At 69.8% G+C, this 12087-nt stretch carries 7 protein-coding genes and 1 pseudogene; 5 read left to right on the top strand and 3 right to left on the bottom strand.

Annotation, left to right across the window (positions count from 1 at the left end):
• Positions 1-23 precede the first annotated feature (23 nt).
• The 4 genes from D7X55_RS25625 to D7X55_RS25610 all read left to right on the top strand — a co-directional run bounded on the left by D7X55_RS25625 (position 24) and on the right by D7X55_RS25610 (position 6266).
• On the top strand, positions 24-3065 hold the full coding sequence (locus D7X55_RS25625) for a DUF4175 family protein (RefSeq protein ID WP_120552161.1): 3042 nt from the start codon (positions 24-26) through the stop codon (positions 3063-3065).
• Positions 3062-4834 (top strand): peptidase MA family metallohydrolase, encoded by a 1773-nt coding sequence (locus D7X55_RS25620; protein WP_120552160.1) that lies wholly within the window; start codon positions 3062-3064, stop codon positions 4832-4834. Before D7X55_RS25625 ends, D7X55_RS25620 begins: the two co-directional genes overlap by 4 nt.
• A gap of 330 nt (positions 4835-5164) precedes the next feature.
• Positions 5165-5908, top strand: coding sequence for a DUF4142 domain-containing protein (locus D7X55_RS25615; RefSeq protein WP_120552159.1), 744 nt, complete (start codon positions 5165-5167; stop codon positions 5906-5908).
• A gap of 79 nt (positions 5909-5987) precedes the next feature.
• Positions 5988-6266 (top strand): hypothetical protein, encoded by a 279-nt coding sequence (locus D7X55_RS25610; protein ID WP_120552158.1) that lies wholly within the window; start codon positions 5988-5990, stop codon positions 6264-6266.
• Between the two features lie 43 nt (positions 6267-6309).
• On the opposite strand, the gene D7X55_RS25605 is transcribed toward D7X55_RS25610, so the two are convergent.
• The gene (locus tag D7X55_RS25605) at positions 6310-8340 is read right to left on the bottom strand and encodes a S9 family peptidase (protein WP_120552157.1); all 2031 of its coding nucleotides are present in this window, start codon (positions 8338-8340) and stop codon (positions 6310-6312) included.
• Between the two features lie 185 nt (positions 8341-8525).
• Here D7X55_RS25605 and D7X55_RS25600 point away from each other — a divergent pair.
• Positions 8526-9089 (top strand): annotated as a pseudogene (locus D7X55_RS25600) (DsbA family protein); the annotation flags it as partial.
• Positions 9090-9098: 9 nt separating this feature from the next.
• On the opposite strand, the gene fliB reads toward D7X55_RS25600, so the two are convergent.
• The gene (fliB, locus tag D7X55_RS25595) at positions 9099-10343 is read right to left on the bottom strand and encodes a flagellin lysine-N-methylase (protein WP_121724457.1); all 1245 of its coding nucleotides are present in this window, start codon (positions 10341-10343) and stop codon (positions 9099-9101) included.
• A gap of 11 nt (positions 10344-10354) precedes the next feature.
• The coding region (locus D7X55_RS25590) for an Hsp70 family protein (RefSeq protein WP_147470206.1) at positions 10355-12087 on the bottom strand (1733 nt) is incomplete at its 5' end.

Here is a 12087-nt window from a genome sequence, read left to right as displayed (position 1 = left end):
GGCGTGAAGCGCGCTCCAAGGGCGTGGCGGACCTGCTCGCCCAGGTGCGCGCCCGCCAGCGCCGCCAGCTCTGGGCCCAGGGCCTGCTCCTGGGCGGCGTCGCGGCCCTCGTGCTCCTGTTCGCCACGGGCCTTCTGGGCCGGGCGCTGCCGGGGCTCGCGCAGGTCCTGATGTGGCTCGCCGTGCCGGTGGGCGCGGCGGTGGCGTATGGCTTCGGCGTCGTGCTCGCGCACCGTCAGGTGGGCGACGACGCGCGCACCGCCCGGCTCGTGGGCCAGCGCCGTCCGGAGCTGTCCCTGGACGTGCTCGCGGCGGTGGAGCTTTCGCGCGAGCGCCGGGAGGAGGCCGGCTGGTCCCCCCAGCTGGCCGACGCGTTCCTCAAGCAGATGGACGAGCGGGCCCGCACGGTGGACCCCGGGCTCGTGGTGGACCGCCAGCCGCTGCGCCGCGTGGCCCTGGCGTCCGGTGGCGCGGTGCTGCTGCTCGCGGTGCTGATGTTCTTCGTGGGCGGCCGGTGGGCCGCGGGCTGGAAGCACCTGCGCGAGCAGGCCGCGCGCCCGGAGACCGCCGCGCAGGCGGAGCCCATCACCGGCGACATCGAGCTCACCTACCGCTATCCGGCCTACACGGGCCTGGCGCCGCGCACCGTGCCCGGCACCAACGGCGAGGTCAGCGCGCCCGCGGGCACCGAGGTGGTGCTGAAGACGCGCTCGGACCGCCCCGTCGAGCGCGCGGAGGTCGTCGTCAACGGCCAGACGCTGCCCCTCACCGTCACCGGCGGCCGCGAACTCACCGGCAGCTTCGTCGCGAAGCAGGGCGGCACCTACCACTTCGTCTTCTATGCCTCGCGCGCGAAGCCGCTCGCGGTGGGCCCGGACATCCCGCTCACCGTGGAGGCGGACAAGGCGCCCCAGGTGACGCTGCTCACGCCGTCCACGGAGATTGAAGTCGACCCCGGCCAGACGGTGACGCTCAAGTACGAGGCCACCGACGACTACGGCCTGTCCGGCCTGGCGCTGGTGTACCGCATGCCCGGCGCGAAGCAGGAGACGCGCGTGAACCTGCCGCGCGAGGACAGCCGCCGCAGCCGGGGCACCTTCAACTGGGACCTGGGCCCGCTCAAGCCCGCCCCCGGCGACCGCATCACCTACTACATCGAGGCGAAGGACAACGACGCGGTGGAGGGCCCCAAGAAGGGCGTCAGCCGCACGCAGACCCTGCGCGTCTACAGCGCCGCCGAGCACCGCCGCGCCGCCCTGGAGAAGGCGGAGGCGCTGTGGGGCCGCCTCGTGGACCACCTGGCGGACCGCCTGGAGGGCCCCGACCGCGCGAAGCAGAAGGACGCGGCCGCCGTGGAGAGCGCGAAGTCCGTGGACGGAAGCGGCCAGCAGCTCGCGGACGACTTCCGCGCCCAGGGCTCCGAGCTGTCGCGCGAGAAGGACGTGCCCAAGGAGATCATCTCCGCGCTCCTGAACATCGGCGGGGAGCTCAAGCGCAGCGTGAGCACCACCTCCGACTTCCGCCGCCTGTACCTGCGCACCCAGCGCGCGCGCGGCGAGGACTGGGGCACCGGCACCCGGCTCACCGCCGTGGTGGAGGACGAAATCGAGGGCCTGGAGCGCGACATCCTCTACCTGGAGTCGCTGCTGGACCGGCAGAAGCTGGAGGCGCTCCAGGAGCTGACGAAGCAGCTGGCCAACGAGCGCCGCGACCTGTCGCGCCTCATCGAGCAGTTCAAGGCCAACCCGGACGAGGCCGCGCGCGAGCAGGTGATGCAGCAGATCCAACAGCTCAAGTCGCGCATCCAGGAACTGATGCAGCGCATGGCGGAGCTGCGCAAGGGCATCCGCGACGAGCACCTCAACGCCGAGGCGCTGTCGGAGATGATGCAGCAGGAGGACATGCAGGGCGCCATGGATGAAGTGGAGCGCCTGATGCAGGAGGGCAAGGCGGACGAAGCGCTGGCGAAGCTCCAGGAGCTGGGCATGCAGATGGACGAGATGCTCGAGTCCATGGACAAGTCCCAGGAGGACTTCGGCGCGGAGCAGTACCCGGAGCTGGCGGAGAAGTTCGGCAAGTTCATGGACGACCTGCAGGGCACCATGGACGAACAGCAGAAGGTCGCCGAGCAGACGCGCGCCCTGCGCGACCAGGCCCGCGGTCAGAACCGCGAGCGGCTGAAGGAGAAGGGCCAGGCCCTCAAGGACGAGCTCAACCGCAAGCTGCAGCAGGTGCAGGAGCACTACCAGAAGCTCGATCCAGGCCGGCTCAACAGCCGCGCGGCCCGCCCGCTGGAGGAGGCCCAGTCCGAGCTGCGCAACGTGGAGAACGCGCTCAAGGTGGACGACTTCGACCTGGCCGCGGAGTCCGCCGCGAGAGCCGAGGACGCCGCGCGCCAGCTGTCCAGCATGGGCGAGCAGCAGCGCCAGCTGGATGAGATGTTCGGCAACCCGCCGGAGGTGCGCCAGCAGTCCGCGAAGCTCGCGGAGCAGCTCAAGAAGGACGCGCGCGACGTGGCGGACGTGAGCCAGCAGCTGCAGAACCTCTTCCCGCCGCCGGGCTCGCAGCTGTCGCAGCAGGAGAAGCAGCAGCTCCAGCAGCTGGGCCAGCGCCAGCAGCAATTGGAGCAGCGCGCGCAGGGCCTGCGCCAGCAGATGGAGGACATGGAGCAGACGGCGCCGCTGTTCGGGGAGGAGGCCGGCCAGCAGATGGACGAGATTGGCCAGCGCATGGGCGAGGCCTCCCAGCGCATGCAGGGCAAGGACCCGGGCCGCGGCTACGGGGAGCAGCAGGCCGCCATGGAAGGCCTCAAGCGCTTCCAGCAGCAGATGCAGCAGAGTCAGCAGGGCCGCAAGGGCGGCCGCGGGCTGCCCATGCCCATGGGCTCCGGCCGGCGCCAGGAGGGCAACGGCCGCAACCCGCAGGACAAGGTGGAGCTGCCGGACGAGGACGCGTTCCAGGCGCCTCGCGAGTTCCGCAAGGACCTGCTGGACGCCATGAAGCAGGGCGCGCCGGAGAAGTACCGCGAGCAGGTGAAGCGCTACTACGAGGAGCTGGTGAAGTGAGCCGCCGCACGCACACGCATTTCCCGGCCCTGGGCGTCCTGTGCGCCCTCCTCCTCGCCGTCCCCCCTGCCCTCGCGCAGCCGCCGGACGCGGCCCTCAAGGAAGAGGTGAAGCAGCGGCTGGGCAAGGTGGAGCAGTCCCTGGATGACTGGGACGTGGGAGGCGCGCGCCGCGAGCTGGCCGAGGTCGAGAAGCGCGTGCCGTCCGAGCTGGAGCCCCTGAAGTACTTCCAGGGGCGCGTGGCCTTCGAGGAGGGCCAGTACGACGACGCGGTGACGCTGCTGGAAGGCGCCAACATCGAGGACAAGCCGGGCAGCTACCTGCGGCTCGCCAAGGACACGCGCGCCATCACGAAGGACCACCTGCGCGCGGAGAGCGAGCACTTCATCTTCTTCTACCCGAAGGGCAAGGAAGAGGTGCTGGTGCCCTACGCGCTGGAGACGCTGGAGTCCATCCACCGCGCCCTGGCGGAGGACCTGGGCTGGACGCCGCCGGGCAAGGTGCGCGTGGAGGTGGTGAACAACGCGCGCGAGCTGTCACGCGTCAGCACCCTGACGGAGAAGCAGATCCGCACCACCGGCACCATCGCCATCTGCAAGTTCAACAAGCTGATGGTGACGAGCCCCAAGGCCGTGGCGCAGGGCTACGACTGGCAGGACACGCTGGCGCACGAGTACGTGCACCTGGTGGTCAGCCAGCTGTCCCACAACACCGTGCCCATCTGGCTGCACGAGGGCCTGGCCAAGTTCCTGGAGTCGCGCTGGCGCGGCAAGGGCGGCCTGGCCATGACGCCCTCCACGCAGGCCCTCCTGGGCAAGCGCGTGAAGGAGGACAAGCTCATCCCCTTCGAGAAGATGCACCCCTCCATCGCCATGCTGCCCACGGCGGAGGACGCGGCCACCGCGTTCGCGGAGGTGTTCTACGCCATCGACTACATCCACGGCACCCACGGCACCGCGGGCCTGCGCACGCTGTTGCAGGAGCTGAAGGCGGGCCAGCCGGACAAGAAGGCGGTGGAGGCGGCGACGGGCATGGCCTTCCCCCTCTTCGAGAAGACGTGGCTGTCCTACGTGAAGAAGCAGCCCTTCCCCCAGGAGCTGGTGCCGCGCGACGACCGCGTGGTGCTCAAGGAGGACGCCAAGGGCGACAAGAAGGACAGCGAGAAGAAGGGGCGTGAAATCTCCTTCGGCGGCTTCAACGAGGTGACGGAGGTGCCCGCGCGCAAGTTCGCGCACCTGGGCGAGCTGTTGCGCGAGAGAAACCGCGTGAAGGCCGCCGCGGAGGAGTACGCGCGGGCGCACAAGCTGGTGGGCGACAAGTACGAGTCCGTCTCCAACAAGTTCGCGCTCGCGCTGCTGGAGCTGCGCCGGCTGGATGAGGCGGAGGCCGTGCTGCGCGGCTCGCTGCGCATGCACCCGGGTTCGCCGTCCACCAACGTGCACCTGGGCCGCATCCTGCTGTTCCGCAAGGACTACCCGAAGGCGAAGACGGCGTACCTGGAGGCGCTGGCCTCCGACCCGTTCGACCCCGAAATCCACGTGGCCCTCACGCGCATCCACGGCGCGCTGGGGGAGACGGCGCTCGCGTCGCGCACGCGCGTGGCCGCCGCCAACCTCACGGGCCTCAAGCCCGACGACGTGGACCGCGCCGCCCAGGCCTTCCTGCGCGCCGAGGACGAGCTGTCGGAGACGAAGAACGTCCCCGCCGGCACGCCCGATGCGCCGAAGGCCGCGCCGAAATCTTCCCCGGCGCCCAAGCCCGCGAAGTAGCCACCCTCCCCGGCGGCCAGCCAGCCGGGGAGTTGCCTCCGTTCCCTTCCCGCCCTCCGGGGATGCCTAGCTTTTCGGGCACGAGGAGGACGGGATGGCGTTCCCAGACAGTCGTGCGGTGCTGAACGTCCGCGCCCCGTCCCGGGGTCAGTGGCGCTGTCCACTGGCGCACCGGTGCGTGGGCGCAACGTGAATTGGCACACGTCCTCCTTCCTGCCCTCTGGGTCCGCTGTGGCGCCCTGCTCCAACGTGCGCCGCGCGGATCCGGAGGTCTCCGGTCCAACCGACCTGTCCCGCCTCACTTCGAGGCCCTGAAAAGGAGCAGCACCCATGAAGCGCACCCTGCACGGAGTCACCCTCGCCGCGGTCCTCTTCACCGGCGGCGTCTCGATGGCCCAGAGCGCCACGTCCGCCAACCCTCCGGCCGGCACGAAGATGGCCACCCCCACGCCCAAGGGCATGGTGGAGTTCAAGGGCTTCATGGCGCCTTCGGATCCGAAGGCCTTCATGGAGCGCCTGCACTACATCAACCAGTCGGAGATCAAGCAGGCCGAGCTCGCGCAGAAGGCCTCCGAGAACCCGGACGTGAAGAGCTATGCGAAGATGATGATTGATTCGCACACGGCCGCGGACAAGCAGCTGATGGACATGGCGAAGACGCAGAAGATGACCCTGTCGGACATGCCCAAGCCCTCCAACGACATGGAGAAGAAGGCCATGGCCGCGGACAAGGCCCTGATGGAGAAGCTCCAGTCGCTCAAGGGCGCGCCGTTCGACTCGTGTTACATGGCCAATCAGGTCGGCGCCCATGACGAGGCCATTGGCAAGGTGATGGCCGCCAAGCAGGGCATGACCTCCGCGCCCGCGGAGATGACCACCATGCTGACGCAGCTGTCCCAGGAGCTGCCCAAGCACCGCGACATGGCCTACCAGACCCTGGGCAAGCTGGACGACGCCATGGGCGTGGGCGGCGCCGGCATGCAGGACGGCACCATGGACCACGGCTCCATGAACCACGGCGCCACCCCGCCGAGCGGCTCCGGCTCCATGGGCGGTGCGACGAAGACGAAGTAATGCAGCGGTGGTGAATCATCCCAACGCCTCCCGGGAAGCACATTCCCGGGGGGCGTTTTCGCGTGCATAGTGCCGCGTCATGTCACGACTGATTGCCCTGGCCTCCTGTGTCTCCGTGCTGCTCCTCACCGGCTGCTCCAACGACGCCGACGCCATCTGCGACCGCCGCAAGGAGTGCTTCGACTCCGACCTGGACACCGGCAAGTGCGCCGAGAAGATTGGCGCCTGGGAGGATGAGAAGGAGAGCGAGCAGGACAACCGCCGCGCGCGCACCGCGGAGTGCTCGGAGTGCATCGCGGACCGCACCTGCGCGGAGGTCATCTCCAGCTGCATCGACGACTGCTTCGGCATTCCCTGAGGCGTAGGCTCACGCCCCAGGGAAGGCCTTGGCTGGACGCGCGCTACTTGCGCGTCCAGCGGTCCAGCCAGCCCAGCACCTCGTCGTGCCACTGGATGCTGTTCTGGGGCTTGAGCACCCAGTGGTTCTCGTCCGGGAAGTACAGGAACCGTGACGGGATGCCGCGGCGCTGGAGCGCGGTGAAGGTGGCGATGCCCTGCGTGTCCACCACGCGGTAGTCCTTGCCGCCGTGGATGACGAGCATGGGCGTCTTCCACTTCGCCACCTGGTTCACCGGGTTGAACTTCTCGTACGCCTCCGGCTTCTCCCAGGGCAGCGCCTTGTGCTCCCACTCGGGGAACCACAGCTCCTCGGTGTCGTAGTAGGCGGCGCGCTCGTCGAAGATGCCGTCGTGGTTCACGAGGCACTGGAAGCCATCCGCCCAGTTACCGGCGATCCAGTTGATCATGTACCCGCCGTAGCTGCCGCCCAGCGCGCACCGCTTCGTCTTGTGGATGAAGGGGTACTTCTGGAGCGCGGCGTTGAGGCCCTTCTGCAGGTCCTCCAGCGGCTTGCCGCCCCAGTCCCCGGCGATGGAGTCCGTGAAGGCCTGGCCGTAGCCGGTGGAGCCGTGGAAGTCGATCATCACCGCCACGTAGCCGCGGCCCGCGTACACCTGCGGGTTCCACCGGTAATGGAAGTGGTTGCCGAAGCTGCCCTGCGGTCCGCCGTGGATGAGGAAGGCCAGCGGGTACTGGCGCTTCGGGTCGAAGTCCACGGGCTTCACCACGTAGCCGTGCACCGTCTCGTTGTTCCAGCCCGGGAAGTTGAACTGCTCGAAGGCGCCGAACTTGATGCCCGCGAGCGCGTCCTTGTTCACCTGGGTGAGCTGACGCGCGCCGGTGCCGTCCGCCTTCATCGCGTACAGGTCCGAGGGCGAGTCCAGGTCATCCATCGCGTAGACGACCTGGCCGTCCGCCGCGGGCTGGGCGCCATCCGCGCTGCCGCCCTGGGTGAGGGCGCGCGCCTTGCCGGTGGCCACGTCCAGGGCGAACACGGTGCTCTGCCCCACGTCGTTGGCGGTGGTGTAGAGCGTGGCGCCGTCCTTGCTCCACGCGAGCGAGCCGGCGGAGCGATCCCAGTCCTGGGTCAGCACGCGCTCCTGGCCGCCCGGCCACGTGCGCAGGATGACGCGGTAGCGGTCGGCCTCGTAGCCGGGGCGGGACATGGCCACGTACGCGAGCGTCTTGCCGTCCGGGCTGAACACGGGGCTGGTGTCCGTGGCGCGGTTCTTCTCCGTGAGCTTGCGCGGCTTCGTCTTGCCGTCGACGGGCGCGAGGAACAGGTCCAGGTCGGTGGACCACGACTCGGTGGGGCCCACGTCGCGCGCCGCGAAGACGATGCCCTTGCCGTCCGGCGTGAAGGTGAACTCCTCCGCGCCGCCAAAGGGCTTGCTGGGCGCGTCCGCGTCCATGCCCTTCATCACGTCCACGGCCGTGCCGCCGGCCACGGGGACGACGAACAGGTGCGAACGCGTGCCGTCCTTCCACGTATCCCAGTGGCGCGCGAAGAGCTGATCATACGCGCGGCCGGTGGTCTTCTTCTTGGAGGCCTCCGCGGCGCGCTGGGTGTTGCACGCGAGGTCCGCGCAGTCCGGGCGCGCGTCCAGCGCCACCGCGAGCCGCTGGCCGTCACGCGACACCGCGAAGCTGTTCACGTCGAGCGGCAGCTTGGTGACGGGCAGCGGCTCACCGCCGTCCAAAGGCAGGCGCCACACCTGGGAGGAGCCGCCGCGCGACGACAGGAAGAAGAGGCTCTTGCCGTCCGGGGCCCAGACGGGGTCGCTGTCGCTGTCCGGGTGGGAGGTGAGCTGGCGCGGCGCGCTTCCGTCCAGGTTGACGAGCCACAGGTCGGTGCGGCCCCGGTTCGCCTCCAGGTCGGTGGAGCGCAGGACGTAGGCGACCTGGCGGCCGTCGGGCGAGACGCGCGGGCTGCTGAGCCGGCGCAGCGTGACCAGGTCCTGTTGATTGAACGGATGGGGCGCGGACGCGGGGCTTGCGCCGAGCGCCAGGGCCGCGAGGAGCGACAGGGGCACGGAGAGGTTCCTTCCGGAAGAGAGGGAACCCGGACCGTGCCCTCGGGAGGGCGGACTGTCCACCGATGGATTTGGGCCCCGGTGGAACAGTTGGAAGGCACTGACGCACGGTGCTAGAGATTCAGCCCATGAGCGCACCCATCGTCGTCCACATCTGGTCCGACTTCGTTTGACCCTGGTGTTACGTCGGCCTCGGTGAGGTCGAGAAGCTGAAGAAGGAATACGACGTCCAGGTGGAGTGGCACCCCTACTTCCTGCGCCCGGAGACGCCTCCGGAAGGGCTGCCGCTGCCCGAGTACGTGCGCCAGGGGATGAAGGACCCGAACAATCCGTTGAAGCTCCGCGCCGCGAAGGCCGGGCTGACGATGGTGCAGCGGGACCTCATCCCGTCCACGCGCCGTGCGCACGAGGCGGCGGAGTACGCGCGCGCGCAAGGCAGGCTGGAGCCCTTCCAGGCCGCCATCCTGCGGCGCTACTGGAGTGAGGGGCAGGACCTCTGGCAGTGGGACACGCTGCGGGCGGCGGGCGTGGAGGCCGGGTTGGATCCGGACGAACTCCAGCGCGCGGTGGAGGAAGGCCGCTACCGTCAGGTGGTGGAGGAGTCCGTGCGCGAGGCCCAGGAGATGGGCATCCGCGCGGTGCCGACCTTCATCCTCGGGGACCGGCTGGCCATCCAGGGCGCGCACGAGTACCCGTCATTCCAGCGGGCCATGCAGCAGCTGGGCGCGAAGCCGAAGCAGCAGGGCTGAAGCCGGGCGCTACAGGCCCTTCACCAGGATGAGCAGCCGCGCGAAGGTCTCCGGACCTTCGCCGGCCAGCCCCTTGGCGAAGTCCAGGAACGTGGGCGCCTGCTCCACGTGCTTGGCGACGACCTGGAACGCCTCCACGGCGGCGGCGTCCAGCGTGGCCACGGGCGTGCCTGGGGCGTCCAGCAGCGCCACCACGGCCGGATGCCCGAGCAGCACCCAGCGCACCACGGACGCGCGCAGCACGAGCAGGAACACGGCGTTCAGGAGGCTCGGGCCTTCCGTGAACGGGTGGCGCAGGACGTGGTTGAGCGCGTGGTGCAGGAAGTACTGGTGCACGCGCTCGCCGTGCAGGGACTCCAGCGCGGAGCGCCGCGCGGCATGGAGTTCCCAGGCCCTGTCCGGATGCGTGTCGGCGCCACCGTAGGACGCGCGCACGGCGTTCATGAGTGAGAGGAAGCGCGGGCTGCTCACGGCGGCCTCGCGTGAGCGGAGCACGGCGGCGCAGATGCCCGCCCACGGGCCACCGGGCAGCTCCAGCGCTTCGAGCTGCGCATGCAGGGACGCGAGCGTGTCCGCGGATTCGTATTCGCGCAGGATGCCGGCAAGCCGCTCCGTGTCGTCGGCGGTCGTCCCAGGGAAGTAGAAGCCACCCAGGTCCAGCGCCATGCGGCCCAGCGCGTACAGCCTCGCGGCGTACGGGACCTCGCGGCGATTCAGGAGCCGCAGCATCGCTTCGCGCACGGTGTCCGCGTGCGCGGTCCATGCGTCGTCCCCCGCCGCCACCTGCCGCGCGACCTGGGGACGCAGGGCCTGTTCCTCGGGCACGGGCTCGCGCACCAGCGCGTCCTCCGCCAGCAGGCACAGGCGCGCCGTCTCCGGACATGCGAGCGACCCCGCCATCTCCACCTGCGCGCCCCAGCGCGTGAGGACTCGCGGGAAGACGGAGCAGCCGTCCGGCAGCACCGCTTCGCCATACCGGCGCTGGAGCGAGCACAGCTTCGCTTCATCCAGGAAGGCGCAGTGCCCGTCCGCTCTCTTGCCCAGGATGCCCGCCTGCTGCCCCGTGGCTCCGTCCGGGTTGGGGGTAATCAGCGCCGCGACGCGCGCTTCGTCCGGCGTGCCCGCGACCTTCTGGCGCAGCAGGCTCCAGCGCGACTCGCTGATGGGCACCGTCAGCCCCGCGCAGCAGGTGTCCTCGCACGCCTCCGCGATGCAACGGAAGCGCGCCATGTAGCGGGGGGCGGAGGCCGTCATGGGCGCTGAGTCTACTTGCGTCCCAGCGCCTTCTTCACGAACCCCCAGAAACGGCCCGCGCGATCCTTCAGGTCCGCGCCCCGGCGCTCCTCGGCGGCGCTCACCGCCTCCTTGCTCACCTGGAGCTGCTTCTGGAGCTCCTCCGGCGAGTAGCGCGTGGCGAGCGTCGCCTTCACTTCCTTGCGCGTCGAGTACTCCCGCGCCTCCACGTGCAGCACGCATTCGGAGTCGAGCTTCAGCGTCACCGCCACGCGCACGGAGCCCTTGGGGCCCCGTGGCAGACCTTCCATGCGCACGGTGCCCAGGTACTCGTTGGCGGAGATGTGGTTGTCCTCGCCCTGGAAGACGGACAGCTCCATCCGCTCCTCGTTGTCCTGCGACGTGCTGATGGCGAACGAGCGCTGCGTGGGCAGCGGGCTGTTGCGCTCGATGACGCGCTTGAAGCCGCCACCGGGCATGGCCACGCCAATGGTCATGGGCAGCACGTCGATGAGCACCACGCTGCTCACCTTGTCCACCGAGCCCGAGTACAGCGCCGCGCCCAGCGCCACGGCCTCGTCCGCGTTGACGCTCGCCTGCGCGTTCTTGCTGAAGAGGCCCTTGAGCTTGTCGCGCACCAGCGGCATGCGGCTCATGCCGCCCACCAGGATGATGTCGTCCACCTCCGAGGCCTTCAGCTTGGCGTCCAGCAGCACGTCGCGCACCACGTCGATGGTGCGGTTGAGCAGCGGGTCGCAGATCTTCTCCAGGTCCTGGCGCGACATCATCACGCGCAGGTCCCGGGGACGGCCCGCGTCGTCCATCATCAACATGGGGATGTGGACCTCGAAGGTGCTGCGCTCGGACAGCGCCATCTTCGCGCGCTCGGCGGCGTCGCCCACGCGCGACAGGGCGATGCCGTCTCCGTTGAAGGCGATGCCCTCCTTCTCCTGGAAGCGCTCCAGGAGGAAGTCGACGATGAGGTTGTCGAAGTCGATACCGCCCAGGAAGATGTCGCCGCCGGTGCCCAGCACCTCGAAGACGTTCTTCTCGATGCGCAGGATGGTCGCGTCGAAGGTGCCGCCGCCCAGGTCGTAGACGAGCACCTTCTTGTTGAGCTCGCGGTTGAGGCCGTACGCGAGCGCCGCGGACGTGGGCTCGTTGAGGATGCGCTCCACCTTGAGGCCGGCCATCGCGCCCGCCTTGCGGACCGCTTCACGCTGGGGCTCGGAGTAGTAGGCCGGCACCGTCACCACGGCGCGCTCCACCTTCTGGTTGAGGTGGGTCTCGGCCATCTCCTTGCACTCGCGCAGGATGATGCCCTGCACCTCTTCCAGCGACAGCACGTCATTGCCCAGGCGCACGGCGGCGCGGCCCGCGGCGTCCGGGGTGATTTCGTAGTGGAAGCGCTCGCGCACCTGCTTCACCACGGCGCTGTCGTAGGGACGGCCGACGAGGCGCTTGGCGCCGTAGATGGTGTGCGTGGGCCGCAGCACCAGCTGGTTCTTCGCGCGGTGGCTGACGAGCAGCTTGTTCTGCGCGCTCAGCGAGATGACGGACGGGATGGTGTTGTAGCCCTCGCGCGAGCGCAGCACGACGGGGCGGCCGTTGGACAGGAGCGCCACGCAGGAGTTGGTGGTGCCCAGGTCGATGCCGATGACCGGGCCCGTGCCGGCCAGCGTCTGCGGCGGCGTGAGGTAGATGGGGCGCACCTGCCCGTTGGCGTCCAGGGCCGGAGGCGGCGCGGGGGCCGCGGGCACGGCGG

Source organism: Corallococcus sp. AB049A, from assembly GCF_003668885.1.
GTDB lineage: Bacteria > Myxococcota > Myxococcia > Myxococcales > Myxococcaceae > Corallococcus > Corallococcus interemptor.
This window is presented reverse-complemented; position numbering and strand designations above follow the sequence as displayed.

Bases quoted from the DNA above. Each gene is read 5' to 3' on its own strand.
- D7X55_RS25610 (WP_120552158.1), top strand. From the start codon at position 5,988: ATGTCACGACTGATTGCCCTGGCCTCCTGTGTCTCCGTGCTGCTCCTC.
- fliB (WP_121724457.1), bottom strand. From the start codon at position 10,343: ATGACGGCCTCCGCCCCCCGCTACATGGCGCGCTTCCGTTGCATCGCG.
- D7X55_RS25615 (WP_120552159.1), top strand. From the start codon at position 5,165: ATGAAGCGCACCCTGCACGGAGTCACCCTCGCCGCGGTCCTCTTCACC.